This window comes from Brenneria tiliae (assembly GCF_023347575.1).
GTDB classification, from domain to species: domain Bacteria; phylum Pseudomonadota; class Gammaproteobacteria; order Enterobacterales; family Enterobacteriaceae; genus Brenneria; species Brenneria corticis.
This window is the reverse complement of record NZ_JAKPCB010000098.1, coordinates 134,938-153,540: the sequence shown is the minus strand read 5'-3', so window position 1 is coordinate 153,540 and position 18,603 is coordinate 134,938. Positions and strand designations below refer to the sequence as shown.

Annotated in this window: 17 protein-coding genes, 3 tRNA genes and 2 pseudogenes; 15 read left to right on the top strand and 7 right to left on the bottom strand. The window is 58.6% G+C overall.

The features are described from left to right. Positions 1–12 precede the first annotated feature (12 nt). The gene (locus tag MFP24_RS13210) at positions 13–255 is read left to right on the top strand and encodes a hypothetical protein (protein WP_249230754.1); all 243 of its coding nucleotides are present in this window, start codon (positions 13–15) and stop codon (positions 253–255) included. A 69-nt stretch (positions 256–324) separates the two neighbouring features. Then, a complete protein-coding gene (locus tag MFP24_RS13205) occupies positions 325–2,565 on the top strand; it encodes a TonB-dependent receptor (RefSeq protein ID WP_249230753.1) in 2,241 nt (746 codons plus the stop codon). Positions 2,566–2,623: 58 nt separating this feature from the next. On the opposite strand, the gene rimI is transcribed toward MFP24_RS13205, so the two are convergent. Both rimI and MFP24_RS13195 read right to left on the bottom strand, forming a co-directional pair. Next, positions 2,624–3,067, bottom strand: coding sequence for a ribosomal protein S18-alanine N-acetyltransferase (gene rimI / locus MFP24_RS13200; RefSeq protein WP_249230752.1), 444 nt, complete (start codon positions 3,065–3,067; stop codon positions 2,624–2,626). Then, positions 3,012–3,449 (bottom strand): DNA polymerase III subunit psi, encoded by a 438-nt coding sequence (locus MFP24_RS13195; RefSeq protein WP_249230751.1) that lies wholly within the window; start codon positions 3,447–3,449, stop codon positions 3,012–3,014. The genes rimI and MFP24_RS13195 overlap by 56 nt, the downstream gene beginning before the upstream one ends. Before the next feature lie 130 nt (positions 3,450–3,579). Here MFP24_RS13195 and rsmC point away from each other — a divergent pair, with 130 nt between their 5' ends. Beyond that, positions 3,580–4,626, top strand: a complete 1,047-nt coding sequence (gene rsmC / locus MFP24_RS13190) for a 16S rRNA (guanine(1207)-N(2))-methyltransferase RsmC (protein WP_249230750.1) — start codon at positions 3,580–3,582, stop codon at positions 4,624–4,626. A 3-nt stretch (positions 4,627–4,629) separates the two neighbouring features. On the opposite strand, the gene MFP24_RS13185 is transcribed toward rsmC, so the two are convergent. Continuing rightward, on the bottom strand, positions 4,630–5,622 hold the full coding sequence (locus MFP24_RS13185; protein WP_249230749.1) for an aldo/keto reductase: 993 nt from the start codon (positions 5,620–5,622) through the stop codon (positions 4,630–4,632). Between the two features lie 114 nt (positions 5,623–5,736). Here MFP24_RS13185 and MFP24_RS24405 point away from each other — a divergent pair. From MFP24_RS24405 to MFP24_RS13165, 5 genes and pseudogenes are all read left to right on the top strand, one after another. Beyond that, a pseudogene (locus MFP24_RS24405) lies at positions 5,737–5,832 on the top strand (helix-turn-helix domain-containing protein); the annotation flags it as partial. A gap of 11 nt (positions 5,833–5,843) precedes the next feature. Beyond that, positions 5,844–6,002 (top strand): annotated as a pseudogene (locus tag MFP24_RS13180) (LysR substrate-binding domain-containing protein); the annotation flags it as partial. Between the two features lie 117 nt (positions 6,003–6,119). Then, positions 6,120–6,206 (top strand) — tRNA-Leu (locus MFP24_RS13175). A 78-nt stretch (positions 6,207–6,284) separates the two neighbouring features. Beyond that, positions 6,285–6,371 (top strand) — tRNA-Leu (locus tag MFP24_RS13170). A 46-nt stretch (positions 6,372–6,417) separates the two neighbouring features. After that, a tRNA-Leu gene (locus tag MFP24_RS13165) sits at positions 6,418–6,504 on the top strand. Positions 6,505–6,541: 37 nt separating this feature from the next. Here MFP24_RS13165 and MFP24_RS13160 read toward each other — a convergent pair. Continuing rightward, complete coding sequence (locus tag MFP24_RS13160) at positions 6,542–6,832, bottom strand: DUF1435 domain-containing protein (RefSeq protein ID WP_249230748.1); 291 nt, start codon at positions 6,830–6,832, stop codon at positions 6,542–6,544. 106 nt (positions 6,833–6,938) lie between these two features. Continuing rightward, entirely contained in the window at positions 6,939–7,832 is an 894-nt protein-coding gene (locus MFP24_RS13155) for a LysR family transcriptional regulator (RefSeq protein ID WP_249230747.1), read from the bottom strand. Between the two features lie 129 nt (positions 7,833–7,961). Between MFP24_RS13155 and budA the strand changes: the two genes are divergently transcribed. From budA to gcvP, 7 genes are all read left to right on the top strand, one after another. Continuing rightward, on the top strand, positions 7,962–8,744 hold the full coding sequence (gene budA, locus MFP24_RS13150) for an acetolactate decarboxylase (RefSeq protein ID WP_249230746.1): 783 nt from the start codon (positions 7,962–7,964) through the stop codon (positions 8,742–8,744). Between the two features lie 41 nt (positions 8,745–8,785). Then, a complete protein-coding gene (alsS, locus tag MFP24_RS13145) occupies positions 8,786–10,465 on the top strand; it encodes an acetolactate synthase AlsS (RefSeq protein WP_249230745.1) in 1,680 nt (559 codons plus the stop codon). Between the two features lie 146 nt (positions 10,466–10,611). After that, on the top strand, positions 10,612–11,406 hold the full coding sequence (fhuF, locus tag MFP24_RS13140; protein ID WP_249230744.1) for a siderophore-iron reductase FhuF: 795 nt from the start codon (positions 10,612–10,614) through the stop codon (positions 11,404–11,406). Between the two features lie 91 nt (positions 11,407–11,497). After that, positions 11,498–12,964: an alpha/beta hydrolase gene (locus tag MFP24_RS13135; RefSeq protein ID WP_249230743.1), complete on the top strand. Its 1,467-nt coding sequence runs from the start codon at positions 11,498–11,500 to the stop codon at positions 12,962–12,964. Positions 12,965–13,337: 373 nt separating this feature from the next. Further along, entirely contained in the window at positions 13,338–14,441 is a 1,104-nt protein-coding gene (gene gcvT, locus MFP24_RS13130) for a glycine cleavage system aminomethyltransferase GcvT (RefSeq protein ID WP_249230742.1), read from the top strand. Positions 14,442–14,503: 62 nt separating this feature from the next. Then, complete coding sequence (gcvH, locus tag MFP24_RS13125; protein ID WP_249230741.1) at positions 14,504–14,896, top strand: glycine cleavage system protein GcvH; 393 nt, start codon at positions 14,504–14,506, stop codon at positions 14,894–14,896. A gap of 78 nt (positions 14,897–14,974) precedes the next feature. Continuing rightward, positions 14,975–17,848, top strand: coding sequence for an aminomethyl-transferring glycine dehydrogenase (gene gcvP, locus MFP24_RS13120; RefSeq protein WP_249230740.1), 2,874 nt, complete (start codon positions 14,975–14,977; stop codon positions 17,846–17,848). 55 nt (positions 17,849–17,903) lie between these two features. Here the strand turns inward: gcvP and MFP24_RS13115 are convergent, their stop codons facing one another. After that, positions 17,904–18,320, bottom strand: a complete 417-nt coding sequence (locus tag MFP24_RS13115) for a hypothetical protein (protein WP_249230739.1) — start codon at positions 18,318–18,320, stop codon at positions 17,904–17,906. Positions 18,321–18,322: 2 nt separating this feature from the next. After that, on the bottom strand, positions 18,323–18,535 hold the full coding sequence (locus MFP24_RS13110) for a hypothetical protein (RefSeq protein ID WP_136165550.1): 213 nt from the start codon (positions 18,533–18,535) through the stop codon (positions 18,323–18,325). Between the last annotated feature and the right edge of the window lie 68 nt (positions 18,536–18,603).

The following is an 18,603-nucleotide window of genomic DNA, read 5'->3' as shown; positions in this document are numbered from 1 at the left end:
AATGGCCTGAAAATGGCGGGTAGCGGGGAAAAACACGATGTGTATCACATTTTAATTGAGAATGATTTTTGTTTCAAGGCGGCGGCGCGGTGGGGAAATCCTCAGTTGTCTCAGGGGTTGCAATATGCCAGCGCTGCTGCGGCTTTTTCACCCATGGCGGCGGCCCGTTTTGCCGGACTTTATGTCGTCCGGTTAGCAGGAAAGTCGATCCCGATAAAAAAGTTTGCAGGGAAATTATTATGCCGCTTGCAATAATTGCAATCATTCGCATAATCACGAAAGCAAATAATTATTATTTATATTTAACTTTCCCCGGAACCCCCCATGACAATTTCAGAAACATCCAAACAGGCTGTAGTTCCCCGCAGCGCGCCAACGCTGCTTGCGTTGCTGATCGGCGCGGCGGCCGGCGGCGTCGCCATGCCGCTGGCGGCGGAGACCTCCGCTTCCGCGCCGCAGCCCGGCGCATCGGGCAGTAAAGACACCATTACGGTTATCGCCAAACCGGAAGATAATTTCCGTTCCGGCGGCGATGAGCTGGTTCCCGCGTATCTGGACGGCCAAATCGCCAATGGCGGCCGGGTGGGGTTTCTGGGGCAGCAAAACGCGCGCGACGTGCCGTTCAACGTTATCAGCTATACCGATAAGATGATTCTTTCGCAGCAGGCGGAAACGCTGGCCGACGTGGTGAAGAATGACGCCTCGATCCAAACCCTGAAAGGCTACGGCAATTTCATGGAAACCTATCGTATCCGCGGCTTTGTGCTGGACGGCGACGATATCACCTTCGGCGGCCTGTACGGCGTGATGCCGCGCCAGATGGTCTCCACCAATATGATCGAGCGCGTAGAGGTATTTAAGGGCGCCAATGCCTTTGTCAACGGCGTGTCCGGCGGCGGCGCAGGCAGCGGCGTCGGCGGTTCGGTCAACGTGGAGCCGAAGCACGCCGCCGACGATGCGCTGACGCGCGCGACCGTTGACTATGAATCCAAAGGCAAGGTGGGCGGCGCCTTGGACGTCGGTAGGCGTTTTGGCGATAACAATGCGTTCGGCGTGCGCGTCAACGTGTTGCACCGCGAAGGGGAAAGCGCCATTCACGACCAGAAAGAGCGCATGTCGCTGGCCTCCGTCGGACTGGATTACCGCGGCGATCGTTTCCGCACCTCGCTGGACGCCGGCTACCAGCATCAGTATGTTCACGGCGGGCGCATCGGCGTCGGGATCGGCAGCGCCACCCGCGTCCCGGAGGCGCCGGACGCCACGCTGAACTACAGTCCCAGCTGGGTTTATACCGATCTGAAAACCACCTTCGGCATGTGGCGCGGCGAATATGACGTGGCCGATAACTGGACGTTGTATTCCGGGATCGGTAGCAGCCGCACCGATGAAGAAGGGAATTACGCCTCGCCGACGTTAACCGACAATAATGGCAATGCAACGTTGTCCCGGTTAAGCGTACCCCTGGAGCGCGATACCTTCTCCGGTATGTTGGGTATCCGCGGGCAGTTTGATACCGGTTTTATCAAGCATAAGGTCAATCTGGGCTATTCCGGCGTATACGCGAGAAACAAGACGGCTTACACCATGTCCGACCCCGTCGGGCCGACGAATATCTACCGTCCGGGCGACATCGGGTATCCACCAACAGAATGGGTGGGTGGCGATATGAATAACCCGAACGTGCGCGCCCGGATCAGAAGCTCGGGTATCGCCTTGTCCGACACGCTGTCGGTGTTGGACGATAAAGTGGCTTTGACGCTCGGTCTGCGGCGGCAGGAAGTGATGGTGCGTAACTATGGTTATGATGGCGTTGAAGAGAGGGACAGCGCTTTTAACCGCACCAAGATAACGCCAGCCTACGGCCTGGTGGTTAAACCGTGGCAACATATTTCGCTGTACGCCAACCATATTGAGGCGCTGTCGCCAGGAAAAACCGCGCCGTATAATGCAGCGAATGTCGGCCAGGTAACCGGAATTTATGTCGCCAAGCAAAACGAAGTGGGCGTGAAATTTGATTACCAACGCGTAGGCGGGTCATTGGCACTGTTTGAAATAGAAAGGCCAAATGAGTATATCGATAGCCGAACGGGCAACTACGGCCTATTTGGCGAGCGCCGCCATCGCGGAATGGAGCTGAATGTCTTCGGCGAGCCGACGTTCGGCCTGCGCCTAAACGGCAGCGCCACCTGGATTGCGGCGCAGCAGACGAAAACGCTGGACGGCGGCAACGACGGCAAGGATGTTATCGGCGTGCCGCGCTACCAGTTGGTGTTCGGCGCGGAATACGATATCAAACCGGTGGAAGGGCTGACGGCGACGGGCACGGTGATCCGCTCCGGTTCGCAATACGCCAACCAGGATAATACCCTGAAGCTGAAGCCCTGGACGCGACTGGATCTCGGCGTGCGTTACAGTATGCCGCTAAACGACCAGACGCTGACCTGGCGCGCCAATATCGAAAACGTCACCAATGAGAATTACTGGGCCTCCGTCAATGATGACGGCACCTATCTTTTCCAGGGCGACCCGCGTTCGCTGAAGCTGTCGATGTCGATCGATTTCTAAATCCCCGCCGGCAGACCCCCTCCCAGCCTCCCCCTTGTCAGGGGGAGGCGCTAAACCGTTACCCCAGCGGCAGCGCCATAATTACGGCGTCTTCACGGCCGGCGGCGGTGGGGTAGTAGTCGCGCCGCAGCGATACCTCGTTAAATCCCAGACTTTCGTACAGCGCTATCGCCGGTTGGTTCGAGGCGCGCACCTCCAGCCACAGCGTAACAACGCCGCGTTGCTCCAACTGGTTAATCATATGCTCCAGCAACTGGCGGCCAAAACCGCGGCGCTGATGGTCCGGGTGAACGGCAAGGTTGAACAGCGTGGCTTCGTCCAGCACCACCTGGGTGATGGCGTAAGCCGCCATCCGTCCGTTATGGCTTAGCTTGAGGTTGAAATAACGTTCGCCCTGATTGCCGGCAAAGGTTTTCGCCGTCCAGGGAAAGGCGTGGCTGGCTTGTTCAATCTGAAAGGCTTGCGCCAGATCGGCTGGCGTCAGGGGCGATATCACGTTCATGTTTACAAATCTGCTGCCAGAGCGCCCGTTTGGCGTCGGCGTTGTGGTAAAGCTCGGTCAGCGCCGGGCTGGTGAGTTGAACGCCTTGCAGCGCCAGCGGTTGGTCAACGCCCAGGCGCCAGCTGTGGCAGCGGGCGTCGTCGGGGAGCATCACCACCTGCTGCGGCGTCAGAGTGAACGTCTGCTCGGGCGTCAGCGCCAGACTGCGCAGGACGTCGGCCAGCAGCGGATCGTCGGCGGCCGGCGGTTCCGATGACACGATAACCAGACGCGCCTGAGCGGGCAGACTGACGGCGATTTCACCCTGCAGCACCGCCGGGCGCCTTAGCGTCCACTGCGTAATGCCCAGTTGTTGTAGCAGCCAGTCACGTCTTGATGCCATGCTTTGTCTTGTCCGGATCGCGTTTAGGTCGCCTATGCTAACAAACCCGTCGGACATGCGCCAACATCGCTGCAACTTCGGGGATGAAGAGTATATAATCCCCGCTCAATTATTAAGGAGCTTCCGCCTGATGTCCGCATTAACCCCAGCCAGTGAAGTCATACTGCGCCATAGCGACGAATTTATCCCCCGCCGGGTCTTGTTTGCCGGTGATTTACAAGACACCTTGCCCGCGCAGTTCGACGCCGCCGCCGTGCGCGTCCACGCCACCCAGTTTCATCACTGGCAGCAGCTGCAGCGCTCGCTGGAGGATAATATTCAGTACGGCCTGCTGGCGGATGCCGCGCTGGCGGCGGATTGCGATACGCTGATCTACTACTGGCCGAAGAGCAAACAGGAAGCGGAGTTTCAGCTGTTTAACCTGCTGTCGCTGCTGCCGGTCGGCTGTGAAATCTTTGTGGTGGGGGAAAACCGCAGCGGCGTGCGCAGCGCGGAAAATATGCTGGCCGAGGTCGCGCCGGTAACCAAAATCGACAGCGCCCGGCGCTGCGGGCTGTACCACGGACGCATCGAAAAACAGACCGCCTTCGACCTGGCGGAGTGGTGGGACGAGTATGTGATTGACGGCGTCACCGTGAAAGCGCTGCCCGGCGTATTCAGCCGCGACGGGCTGGATCCGGGCAGCCAACTGCTGCTTTCCACCTTTGAGCCGCATATGAAAGGCAAAGTGCTGGATATCGCCTGCGGCGCCGGCGTGCTGGCCGCGGTGCTGGCGAAGCAGTCGCCGAAACTCCGCCTGACGCTCAGCGACGTCAGCGCCGGGGCGCTGGCCTCAAGCCGGGCGACGCTGGCGGCGAATCAGCTGGAAGGGGAGGTTATCGCCAGTAACGTGTACTCGGAGATTAACGGCCGCTTCGATCTAATCGTCTCCAACCCGCCGTTCCACGACGGTTTGCAAACCAGCCTGCAGGCGGTGGAAATGCTGATCCGCGGCGCGGTGGCCCATCTGCCGATCGGCGGGCAGCTGCGCATCGTCGCCAATGCGTTTCTGCCTTATCCGGCGCTGCTGGATGCGGCGTTCGGCAGCCACGAGGTGCTGGCGCAAACCGGGCGTTTCAAGGTCTATCAGGCGACGGTCGGCCGTCCGCCGCGCGCCGCCGGCAAAGGCCGCCGTTAAGCCTCAGCGATCGAGCGTCGCCATTCCCTCGGCGCCGTAGCGGTCCCCCGCCGCGGCGTTGAAAGGAAAGATGGCGTCGATCGCCGCCAGCTCTTGCGCGCTCAGGGCGACGTCCAGCGCGCCGATGTTCTCCTCCAGATAGCGGCGGCGTTTGGTTCCCGGGATCGGCACAATATGCTCTCCCTGCGCCAGTACCCAGGCCAGCGCCAGCTGTGAGGGCGCCACGCCCTTTTCTTTAGCCAACTGATTCACCTTGTCCACCAATTGCAGGTTTTTGGCGAAGTTGTCTCCGGCGAAACGCGGGTTGCGGCGGCGGAAATCATCGGCGGCCAGATCGTCCGGGCTGCGGATGGCCCCGGTCAGGAAACCGCGTCCCAACGGGCTGTAGGGCACGAACCCGATGCCAAGACGCCGGCAGGCGGGCAGGATGTCGGTTTCCACATCCCGCGTCCATAGCGAATATTCGCTCTGCAGGGCGGTGATGGGATGCACCCGATGAGCGCGTTCCAGCGTCTCGGCGGAGGCCTCGCTCAGGCCGATATAGCGTATTTTCCCTTCCTTGACCAGATCGGCCAGCGTTCCGACGCTCTCTTCAATCGGCACCGTCGGGTCGATGCGATGCTGATAGTAGAGGTCGATCACCTCTACGCCCAGCCGCGACAGGCTGCCCTCGATCGCCCGGCGGATATACTCCGGCTTGCCGCTGACGCCGCGCAGATCGGGGTCGGCCGGATCGCGCAGAATGCCGAACTTGGTGGCCAGGAAAACCTGCTGACGTTTCCCCTTGATGGCTTTGCCGACCAGTTGCTCATTAGTATGCGGGCCGTACATATCCGCGGTATCAAGCAGCGTTATGCCTAACTCCAATGCCCGGTGCAGCGTGGCGATGGCTTCTTTTTCATCCTGAGCGGTGGAGTAAAAATCGCTCATTCCCATGCAGCCTAGCCCAAGCGCGGAAACCGACGGGCCGTTAAGACCTAGTTGACGTTGTTGCATCCTGTGGTCCTCATGTGGGTGTGGAAAGTCAGATCAGTGTGGTTGTTTATTGGATAAAGATAAATAACCCATTTCATGCAACACTATTCAAAAATCAACAACAATGGGGGCGTGATGGATCAGATTCAGGCGATGCGCATTTTTGTGCGTATCGCGGAGCTGGGGAGCTTTAGCCGTGCGGCCGAAATGCTGTCTTTGCCGCGCGCCACAGCGTGCGGCGCTGGCTGGACAGCGGCGAACTGGTTGAAATTCTTAAGGATACGCCGCCGCCGGATATGCCGCTGTATGTGATGTATCCGCCGGGGCGTTTCCTTGCTCCGCGCATCCGGGTATTTATCGAATGGCTGAATGAACGCTTTGCCCGGCCATTGTCATCCTGAAGGTGATGAATTTTGCAGCAACCCCCGCATTTCGGAGGAAATAATCATTGACCTTGACGCTAAAACCTCTAGAATTCGCCTCCGTGGTGGCATTGCGTAAGGCAGTGTTGCTGGATTGCGAAGGTGGCGGAATTGGTAGACGCGCTAGCTTCAGGTGTTAGTGCCTTAACGGGCGTGAGGGTTCAAGTCCCTCTCTTCGCACCACATCGCCACGATTGTGTTCCACAGTAATGTGCCGCACAATAACCGTGCTTCAGGGTAAATTCGTATCGCAGCAACATTGCGAAGGTGGCGGAATTGGTAGACGCGCTAGCTTCAGGTGTTAGTGTCTTAACGGACGTGAGGGTTCAAGTCCCTCTCTTCGCACCATGCGGTGGTACGGGTTGGTCGGCGGCGCAAATTGAGCTTTATCTGTGCGAAGGTGGCGGAATTGGTAGACGCGCTAGCTTCAGGTGTTAGTGCCTTAACGGGCGTGAGGGTTCAAGTCCCTCTCTTCGCACCACTTCTCTGTTAATCTTTTTCCCTCTTTGATTACCCGTTTATCCCAGCGTTAAATTAAACACCAGGGTCAGCGCGGCCACTCCGCCAGCCAATGCAATGCAGGACGGCAGGAGCAAATAGTGTCGCAGACGGTGATGAAATAACATCGCCAGCGTCGCCAACAGGGCGACGGCGATAATCACTTTCAGATGCATCAGGTCAAGATCAAGCGCGGCCAGTAACGGCATGACGGCGCAGGGCAATAATATCCCCCAGGCGCTCGACAGCTGTTTTCCCATACACCAGCTAACGCCCCATAAACCGCATGCGGTAATCATCGCTGTCAGCATTTCATATCCGCCAAGAATGATAATGATAACCAATAGCATATAATAATTTATATCAATTACCACTCTTTTGGCGGCGCCTTGTCATCAGCGGGCGCCGGGGATATCGTCAGCCGGTTTGCCGCTGATTGCGCGACAACTGCACCATATTCATGGCGATCGGCCTATGCTCGTGCTGACGCCAGACCATGATGATCTGGGTATTCAGGCGGATATCTTCTATGGCGTGATAGGACACATTGCCTATTTTGATGCAGGAGAGCGACTCGGGAATGATGGCGATGCCGAAGCCCGCCGACACCATGCCGATGGTGGCCGTTAGCTGCGGCGCCTGCTGGCTAAGCCGGGGTTCGTAGCCGGATAAATAGCAGGCGCGAATAACCATATCGTGCAATCCGGGGCAAATTTCCCGCGGGAAGGTGATCAAGGATTCCTGTTTCAGCTCGCTCAAATGGATGCGTTTTTTATTATTCAGCGCGTGATCGGCGGGCAGCACCAGTTTCATCGGTTCTTCGGCCAGAACCTCGCTATTGAATTCGCTGCCGATATTGCACGGCAGACGAAGAAAGGCGACGTCGATATTTCTGTTGTGCAGCTCGGTAAGCAACTGCGGAGGATTATCCGTTCGCGGGCTTAACGATACATTCGGATAGCGCTGGCGATAGGCGTGCAGCAGCCGTAGCACCACCGGATGAAAAGAGGCGGATGAGGAAAAACCGACGTTTAAATTCCCTTCTTCTCCCCTGGCGATGCTTCTGGCGCGGTCAACGGCGGCATCGGTCAGTTTCAGGATCTGGCAGGCATCTTCATATAACACTTTTCCCGCTTCCGTCATTTCAACGCCGCGCGTCAGCCGTTTGAATAGCGGCGTGCCTATTTCATGTTCCAGTTTTTTGATTTGCTGGCTGAGCGGCGGCTGCGATATGCCCAGGCTTTCCGCCGCGCGCGTGAAATGCCGGGCCTCGGCGACGGCAACAAAGTAGCGCAGGTAACGAAATTCCATTAGCGGGCTCCATATTTTTCAGATCTTAAAATGACGAGGCTTGTATATTGGAACTTTGTCTATGTTAGCGTCAATCTTTAAGGATGAGTTAGAAAGATTTAAGTAATAACCCATCGAAAGAGAAGGCCTATGAAAGAAGATAGTGGCGTAAACCCTTGCGTGGAAGAGATCGCAACGTATGCGCTTAAACATCGGCAGCACCATCCGGAGTGCGTTATTTATCAAACTTCACTAATGAGTGGTTTAATTAATGGCGTGTACGAAGGCAGCCGGACGATGGAGGAATTATTGCAGCATGGCGATTTTGGATTAGGGACGTTTAACAATCTGGACGGCGAGCTGGTGGCTTTCAACCGCCTTATTTTCCAACTGCGCTCTGACGGCAGCGCGCGGGCGGCCAAGCCGCACCAGAAGACGCCTTTCGCGGTGATGACCTTTTTCCGTCCGACGGAAGAAGTCCATTTCAACAGTCCGATTGATCGTCACAGTCTGCACCAGAAAATCGATAGCCTGGTGGGGACGGATAATCTGTTTTGCGCCCTGCGCATCGACGGCCGCTTCAAGTACGTTGAAACCCGTACCGTGCCGCGCCAGAAACGCCCCTATAAACCGATGCTGGAAGCCATCGCCCAGCAGCCGACGTTCCATTTTGAACATTGTCAGGGAAGCGTCATCGGTTTTCGCAGTCCGGCCTATACGCAGGGCATCAACGTCGCCGGCTATCATGAGCATTTTATTACCGACGATCGCCAAGGAGGAGGACACATCCTTGATTATGAGATGGAAAGCGGCGTTCTGACGTTTGGGGTGATCTCCAAACTGATTATCGACCTGCCGCAGGATCGGGATTTTCTCGGTGCTGACCTGTCACCTGAAAATCTCGATAGCGCTATCCAGGCAGTGGAAAGTTAAGCAACGGCAGAATACGAAACATCTCAGAGGAGTGTGAGACAATGGAAAATTCAACAGGTCAGCAGAGCTGGAACTGTGGCGCCGCCCTGGTGGTGAAGCATCTGGAGCAGCAGGGCGTGCAATATGTATTTGGTATTCCGGGAGCAAAAATCGATCGCGTTTTTGATGCCCTGGAGGACTCGCCGATTCAAACCATCCCGGTGCGCCATGAGGCCAACGGCGCTTTTATGGCGGCGGCCATCGGACGACTGACCGGAAAAGCCGGCGTGACGCTGGTGACCTCCGGACCGGGCTGCTGCAATCTGGTGACCGGACTGGCGACCGCCACCTCGGAGGGCGACCCCCTGGTGGCCATCGGCGGCGCGGTGAAACGCGCGGAGAGCCTTAAGCTGACGCATCAAAGCCTGGACACCGTCAGTCTGTTTCAGCCGGTAACCAAATTCAGCGCGGAGGTCAGGGCGTCGTCGGCGATATCCGAAGTGCTGGCGAACGCCTTCCGCGCCGCGGAAACGGGACATCCCGGCGCCTCTTTCATCAGCCTGCCCCAGGATATCATCAACGATCCGGTGACCAGCGCCGTACTGGTCCGCCCCGAACAGCCCGCGCTGAACGGCGCGCCCCAGGCGGAGATCGACAAGGTCGCGCGGATGATCCAGCGGGCCAAAAATCCTATTTTGCTGCTGGGATTGATGGCGAGCCAGCCGAAAACCGCCGAGGCGCTACGCCGCTTGCTGCATCAAAGCCAGCTGCCGGTAACCAGCACCTACCAGGCCGCCGGCGCCGTTGACCAGCAGAGCTTCGACCATTTCGCCGGGCGCGTCGGCCTGTTCAACAATCAGGCGGGGGATAAGCTGCTGCAGCAGGCCGATCTGATTATTACGGTCGGCTACAGCCCGGTGGAATATGACCCGGTATTGTGGAACAGCGGCAAAGCGACGCTGGTGCATATCGACGTGCTGCCCGCCAATATCGACGGCGCCTATCTGCCCGACGTAGAGCTGATTGGCGATATCACCACCACCGTCGATGCGCTGGCCGGCTGTATCCACGCGCCGTTGACCCTTTCGCCGCAGGCGCAGGCTATTCTGCGCGACCGCTGTCAGCAACGGCGCGATCTGGCGACGCGCGGCATGAATATGCGCGGCTTCGCCATTCATCCGCTGCGGCTGGTGCGGGCGATGCAGGACATCGTCAACCATGACGTCACGCTGTGCGTCGATATGGGCAGTTTCCATATCTGGCTGGCGCGCTATCTGTACAGCTTCCGGGCGCGGCAGGTGCTGATGACCAACGGCCAGCAAACGATGGGCGTCGCGTTGCCCTGGGCGATTGCCGCGTCGCTGATTCACCCCGGTCAGAAAGTGATTTCGGTTTCAGGGGACGGAGGTTTTATGCAGTCCAGCATGGAGCTTGAAACCGCCGTGCGCCTGAACAGCAATGTGCTGCATATTATCTGGGTGGATAACGCCTATAACATGGTCGAGATCCAGGAAGAGAAAAAGTATCACCGTTCTTCCGGCGTCAAATTCGGGCCGATCGATTTTAAAGCCTATGCGGATGCGTTCGGCGCGCGAGGCTTTGCGGTCGAAGCGGAAGACGAGCTGGTGAGTAAATTGCGCCAGGCGATGGATGTTCAGGGGCCGGCGGTGATCGCCATTCCGGTGGACTATTCCGACAATCAGCGTTTGATGGAAGATCTGAATATCAGCCAGCTTATCTAGCTCCTGCGCCTTGGGCGCCGGCCGGTCCCGACGGCGGAGGCATTAACGGGAAGCGCGCGGTTTGTCATTAGCGATAAACCCGGATACTATTGGCAATAGTTATCATTTCGTTTCCCGTTTATTCGCCTACCCTAGCGGAACCGCCTATGCCAACCGTCAAAAATATCGTCAGTACCGTTGCGCACCCGGCGTTTTCCGGCGGCGACCGGCGGCTGGCCGCCGAGTTAAACGCGTTGCTGCGCCGCTATCGCCCGCACTGTCTGGATAGCGTTAAGTTCGGCGAGGCTCCCCCGGAGGGCGCCATGACGCTCGCCGAGTGGTCGCGGCCCGAGGCGTTTCAGCGGCTGGTGCGGCGCTACGGTAATGAGCTATATCGGGAACATGCGGATAAGCCGCATGAGGACAAGCCGCTGCAATCATTATGGGCGCAGTGGTATTTCGGGCTGCTGGTGCCGCCGTTGATGCTGGTATCGCTGAAACACGCCGCGCTGCTGGACTGCTCTCCGAGCCGGATATATGTCGAATTCCACGCCAGTAAAGGACACCCGGCGGCGTTTTATATCGAGCCGCAGGCGCTGCCGCCGGAAATGGCCGGCGACTCGCCGCGGGCGCGGCTGGAGCGGTTGCTGCATCAGCATATCGCGCCGGTTATCAACACGCTGGATAGCTTCGGCGCGCTTAACGCCCGGCTCACCTGGAATAATACCGGCTATCTGATGCACTGGTTTTTGGGGGAGATGGCGCCGCTGATCGCGCCGGACCAACTCGACCTGCTGCGCCACGATCTGTTCTTTTCCCGTTCACTGCTGGACGGCGGTGAAAATCCCCTCTATCGCACCATTATTCCCCGCGGCGGCCTTATGCGGCGCCGCAGCTGTTGCCAACGCTATCGCATTCCCGACGTCGCCCGCTGCGGAGACTGTACGCTGAACGAAGTTTAATACCATCGGCGGCCGGGATGGTTTACGCTTTCAGACGTGCGGGCCGCTTTGAAAACGGGCGGCGAAACGGCAAACGGGAAGGGACATTAGCATGCTGATCGGCTCCGTCAGGCGGATGATTAAACGCGCGGTGATTATTGTAGCGGTAGCGGCGATAACGCTGCTGGCTATCCGTATTTATGATACGCAGCGCGGGCCGGCGCTGGCGCCCTGGCACACCTTTGTGCCGGATGAACTGTCGGCGGACGAGCTTGACCGGGCGGACTGGCCGGCTTATCTGCGCGCGGAAGAGAGCATTTTCCAGCAGATCGAACAGCATGTCACCCAGGAGCTGGACGAGGATGAACAACGGCCCATTAACCGTTATTTCGCCGGCAGTCCGGTGTATCCGGGCAAGTTTCAGCACGACTGGAATCGTTCTTACCAACTGATGCCGGACGGCGCGCCGCAAGGCGCGGTGGTGCTGTTGCATGGCTTAACGGATTCCCCTTACAGCCTGCGGCATATTGCGCAGCTTTATCGCCAGCGCGGTTTTGTGGTGGTCGGCATTCGTCTGCCCGCTCACGGTACGGTTCCCGGCGCGCTGACGGATATTCACTGGGAGGACTGGCTGGCGGCCACCCGTCTGGCGGTGCGCGAGGCCGGCCGCTATCTGGCGCAGCCTTCGGGTAAGCCGTTACCGCTGCATATGGTGGGGTTTTCCAACGGCGGGGCGCTGGCGCTGAAATACGCCCTGGATGCGCTGGACGATCCGGCGCTGAGCCGCCCTGATCGGCTGATACTGATTTCGCCGATGATCGGCGTCACCAGCTACGCCCGCTTTGCCGGTCTCGCCGGGCTGCCCGCGCTGTTTCCCGCGTTCGCCAAATCGGCATGGCTGGGCATTTTGCCGGAATTCAACCCGTTCAAATACAATTCGTTTCCGGTGAACGGCGCGCGGCAGTCCTGGCTGCTGACCCATGAGTTGCAGCGACAGCTGACCCGCAAAGCGCAAAATCAAACGCTGGCGGGCCTGCCTCCGGTGCTGACCTTTCAGTCGGTGATGGATTTCACCGTGAGCACGCGGGCGGTGGTGTCGTCGTTTTATAATCTGTTGCCGGCCAACGGCAGCCAACTGGTGCTGTTTGACGTCAACCGCACCATTAACTTCGGCCCTTTACTGCGTGATTCGGCCAACGGCGCCGTCAGTCAGCTATTGCCCGCCGCGCCGCGCCATTATGACACCACGGTAATCACCAATGCCGCCCCGGACAGCGCCCATGCCGTCGCCTTTGATGTAAAAGCCGGAACGGAGCGGGAGTATTCCCGCGATCTGGGCATCGACTATCCGCCGGATATTTACTCGCTGTCGCACGTGGCGCTGCCATTTCCGGATAGCGACTCTCTTTACGGCCGTTTTTCGCAAAATCCCCGCGAGTTCGGCCTGCCATTGGGGATGATCGCGGCCCGTGGCGAACGCTCGGTGCTGGTGGTGGATCTGGACACGCTGCTGCGTCTCTCCTCCAATCCGTTTTTCCCCTATCTGATACAGCGTATTGAACAGGGGTTGCCGCAGTAGTCGAAGGGAGCGAAACGCGGCGGCGTTTTGATTGAAATAATCTAATTTCAGCGCTTTTTTCGCATTATTTTAACTAATGCAAGGCGCTGTTTTTTACGCCTGCCGGCGTGCGGCCCGGCCGTTTTTCATATCAATCATTCGCTACTCTGCGCTTATTGCATAATATTTATGCTTTATATTTAACTATATTTGGACTATTTAGCTGTTTATCGCCCTTGCGCCGCCCGGCATTTCAGGCGGCTGCCATATAGTTTAACTTATGCCTGCGGGTATAGTTTAACCCGCGCTTCGGTGGTAAGTTCAATGGCAAGATATCGTTTGCGCGGCGTTTTTTTTTACCGCCTGAGCGCAATGCACCGCACAGAGGGAAAAGATGGCAAAGCAGACTCCGTTGTATCAGCAGCACCTGGCGGACGGCGCCAGAATGGTGGATTTTCACGGCTGGATGATGCCGCTGCATTATGGCTCCCAGCTTGATGAGCACCATATCGTGCGGCGCGACGCCGGCATGTTCGATGTATCCCATATGACCATCGTGGATTTGCACGGCGTGCGAACCCGCGAATTTTTGCGCTACCTGCTGGCGAACGACGTGGCGAAGCTTACCCTGCCGGGCAAGGCGCTCTATACCGGCATGCTGAATGCGTCCGGCGGCGTGATTGACGATCTGATCGTCTACTTTCTGGCGGAAGACAATTTCCGTCTGGTGGTGAATTCGGCCACCCGCGACAAGGATCTGGCCTGGATCGCCCGGCACGCCGAGCCGTTTCTGCTGGATATCCGCGTGCGGGACGATCTGGCGCTGGTGGCGGTTCAGGGACCGCAGGCGCAGCAAAAGGCGCAGCGCCTGCTGAATGACGCCCAGCGTGAGCAGGTCGCGGGCATGAAGCCCTTTTTCGGCGTGCAGGCCGATGACTTTTTCATCGCCACGACCGGCTATACCGGCGAGGCGGGCTACGAGATCGCGCTGCCGCGGGAGCAGGCGGTCGACCTCTGGCGGCGTCTGTCGTCCGAGGGCGTCAAGCCTTGCGGCCTGGGGGCGCGCGACACCCTGCGGCTGGAGGCCGGGATGAATCTTTACGGGCAGGATATGGACGAAGGCATTTCGCCGCTGGCCGCCAATATGGGCTGGACCATCGCCTGGCAGCCGGAGGAGCGTCAGTTTATCGGCCGCGAGGCGCTGGAGCGCCAGCGGGAAAAAGGCACCGAGCGGTTGGTCGGGCTGGTGCTGACGGAAAAAGGCGTATTGCGTAATGGCCTGCCGGTGCGCTTTACTGATGGCGACGGCGTGATGCGGGAAGGGGTCATTACCAGCGGCTCTTTTTCCCCTACGCTGGGGCTGAGTATCGCGCTGGCGCGCGTCCCGGCCGGCATCGGCGAACAGGCGATTGTGCAGATCCGCAACCGCGAACTTCCTGTGCATGTCACCAAACCCGGCTTTGTCCGTGGCGGAAAACCCATTTTCAGCATTAACTGATGGTTCAGTATTTATCAACCGGCCGGTTTTAACCATTTTGTGAAGGAAAGGAGAGAGTGGCAATGAGCGATGTACCAGCAGAACTAAAATATACCGCTTCCCATGAATGGGTGCTGTCCGAAGGCGAAGGCGTATATAGCGTCGGCATCACCGATCACGCGCAGGAGTTATTGGGCGATATGGTGTTTATCGATTTGCCGGAGGTCGGCACCATCGTCGCCGCGGGCGATGACTGCGCCGTCGCCGAATCGGTCAAGGCGGCTTCCGATATCTACGCGCCGATCAGCGGTGAAATTATCGACGTCAATGACGAGTTGGAAAACGCCCCCGAACTGGTCAACAGCGCCCCCTATACCGACGGCTGGCTGTTCCGTATCCGCTCATCCGACGAGTCCGACCTGGATGAACTGCTTGATGCCGAGGGATATCAGGCGACGCTGGAAGAAGACGAATAATGCCGGCGCCCGGACTCTGCCGAGCCGGGCGTTTTGTTTTGTGCCCTCGCAATACGTGTGATGCAGGAAATTTTCGTAATGACCCAGACTCTCAGTCAGCTTGAACATAACGGCGCTTTTGCTGAACGCCATATCGGTTCCTCCGCCGGCCAGCGCCGGCATATGCTGGCGGCGGTCGGCGCGGCGTCGCTCGACGAGCTAATCCGCCAGATTGTGCCCGCCGATATCCAACTGCCCGGTCCGCCGGCGGTGGGCGACGCGGCGACGGAGCATCAGGCGTTGGCGGAACTGAAGGATATCGCCGGCCTGAATCAGCGCTACAAAAGCTATATCGGCATGGGCTACGGCGCGGTGCTGATGCCGCCGGTGATTCTACGCAACGTGCTGGAAAATCCGGGTTGGTACACCGCCTATACGCCGTATCAGCCGGAGGTGTCGCAGGGGCGTCTGGAAGCATTACTGAATTTTCAGCAGGTGACGCAGGATTTAACCGGTCTGGAACTGGCGTCCGCCTCATTGCTGGATGAAGCCACGGCGGCGGCGGAAGCCATGGCGATGGCCAAACGCATCAGCAAGCTGAAGCAGGCCGACCGTTTCTTCGTCGCCGATGACGTCCACCCGCAAACGCTGGACGTGGTGCGCACGCGCGCCGAGACCTTCGGCTTCGAGGTGGTGGTGGGCAAGGCGCAACAGGCGCTGGCGGACGACGCGGTGTTCGGCGTGTTATTGCAGCAGGCGGGGACCAGCGGCGAACTGCACGATTACCGCGATCTGATGGCGGAACTGAAGCAGCGCAAGGTCATCAGCTGCGTCGCCGCCGATTTTATGGCGCTGGTGCTGTTGACCGCGCCGGGCAAACAGGGGGCGGATATCGTCTTCGGCTCCGCCCAGCGCTTTGGCGTGCCGATGGGCTACGGCGGGCCGCATGCCGCGTTCTTCGCCTGTCGGGACGAATACAAACGCGCCATGCCGGGGCGGATTATCGGCGTATCGCGCGACGCCGCGGGCAACACCGCGCTGCGTATGGCGATGCAGACCCGCGAGCAGCATATCCGCCGCGAGAAGGCCAACTCCAATATCTGTACCTCGCAGGTGCTGCTGGCCAATATCGCCAGCCTGTACGCCGTATTCCACGGCCCGCAAGGGGTGCGGCGCATCGCCGGGCGCATCCATCGGCTGACGGATATTCTGGCGCTCGGGCTGCGGCGGGGCGGGCTGACGCTGCGCCACCACAGCTGGTTCGACACCCTGACCGTTGAGGTGGAGGACAAAGAGGCGGTATTGAGCCGGGCGCTGAGCTTCGGCGTCAACCTGCGCGCCGATCTTGACGGCGCGGTGGGGATTACGCTGGATGAGGCCACCGGGCGGGAAGACGTGCTGACGCTGTTTTCCATCCTGCTGGGATACGCCCACGGCCTGGATATCGACGCGCTCGATGCGGCGGTCGGCGAGCAGGCGGCGTCGATTCCCGCCGCGTTGCAGCGGGATGACGCCATTCTTTCCCACCCGGTGTTTAACCGCTATCACAGCGAAACCGAGATGATGCGCTATCTGCATCGTCTGGAACGCAAGGATCTGGCGCTCAATCAGGCGATGATCCCGCTGGGGTCCTGCACCATGAAGCTTAACGCCGCCGCGGAAATGCTGCCGATTACCTGGCCGGAATTCGCCGATCTGCATCCGTTCTGTCCGCCGGAGCAGGCGCAGGGCTACCGCAAGATGATCGAGCAGCTTGCCGGCTGGTTGGTGCAGCTGACCGGGTACGACGCGGTGTGCATGCAGCCTAACTCCGGCGCGCAGGGGGAATACGCCGGGTTGCTGGCGATCCGGCGTTATCACCACAGCCGCAACGAATCCGCCCGCGACGTCTGCCTGATCCCCAGCTCGGCGCACGGCACCAATCCGGCGTCGGCGCAGATGGCGGGGATGAGCGTGGTGGTGGTGGCCTGCGATAAGCTCGGCAATATCGACCTGCACGATCTGCGTGAGAAAGCGCAGTCAGCGGGCGAGAAGCTGGCCTGCATTATGGTGACCTATCCGTCCACCCACGGGGTGTATGAGGAAACCATCCGCGAGGTGTGCCAGATCGTGCATCAGTTCGGCGGCCAGGTGTATCTGGACGGCGCCAATATGAATGCGCAGGTCGGCATTACCTCGCCGGGCTATATCGGCGCCGACGTTTCCCACCTCAACCTGCATAAAACCTTCTGCATTCCGCACGGCGGCGGCGGTCCGGGCATGGGGCCGATCGGGGTAAAAGCCCATCTGGCGCCCTTTGTGCCGGGGCACCAGGTAGTCAAAATCGACGGTATGCTGAACGGGCAGGGCGCGGTTTCCGCCGCGCCGTTCGGCAGCGCCTCCATCCTGCCCATCAGCTGGATGTATATCCGCATGATGGGCGCGGAAGGGCTGAAACAGGCGAGCCAGATGGCGATCCTCAACGCCAACTACATCGCCGCGCGGCTCCAGTCGGCGTATCCGGTGCTGTATAGCGGACGGGACGGACGCGTCGCCCATGAATGCATTCTGGATATCCGCCCGCTGAAGGAGAGCAGCGGCATTAGCGAAATGGATATCGCCAAGCGGCTGATTGATTACGGTTTTCACGCCCCCACCATGTCGTTCCCGGTGGCCGGTACGCTGATGGTCGAACCCACCGAATCGGAAAGTCAGGCCGAGCTGGATCGGTTTATCGACGCCATGCTGGCGATCCGCGCGGAGATCGAGCGCGTGGTTAACGGCGAGTGGCCGCTGGAAGACAATCCGCTGGTGAACGCCCCGCACACCCAGGACGAATTGGCCGCGGAGTGGCCGCATCCCTATAGCCGCGAGCTGGCGGTATTCCCGGCGGGCAGCGAAAACAAATACTGGCCGACGGTAAAACGGCTGGACGATGTCTACGGCGACCGCCATCTGTTCTGCTCCTGCGTGCCGCTGGAGGATTACCGGTAAATCCGCCGATTAGCCCGCCCGTCGTCCGGCGGGCTGATTATCGCCGTCGCGGGTTTTAGTCTTTCTCGCTTTCTTCTTTGCCTTTCGATTTGCCAAGATAAAAACCGCCGACACCGCCAATGACGAGCGGCACGATATACTTCATTAGCTCTATAACGATATCCTTTGCATCGTTTTTTATCGCAAATCCAATAAAAATCAAAATGGCAAAAAAGCATAAAACAAAACCACCAACACGAATGGATATGTTGGTGGTCTCTCTTTTTCCAAGCGCGGTCTGAACCTTCTCCTGGGCCTCTATGGCGCGAAGCCCTAATCTTTCATTTGATTCTATTTCTTTTACGCGGGCTTCCTGTTCTTTTTCTTTTACAGCAATATCAAGCCGCTGGTTTTCAATTATCTTCTCTACCAGAACATCCTGATGTTCTTTGCCGCTTTGTTTACTGCGCCTATCATCCATGAGCTCTGACATTTCTAATCCTCAGAAACGATATATTTATTATGGCGAAATTTTATATGAAAGGTGCCGAATCCTTTCCCGCCAATTTCCGGGGGAGTAAATTTAACCGATGAGATGCGATCACGATCGGCTTTTGTTATGTCTATCAGTTCCTTTGCAGTAACGACTTGTTCAAGACCGAGGCTTTTTGCATCATAAATTCTATTTCCTTTGAATTTATGCATCATAGTGATACCCCTCCACTCGCTATTTTTCAGCTATCAACTCTTTGCGTTACCCTAATGGCGTAACGCAC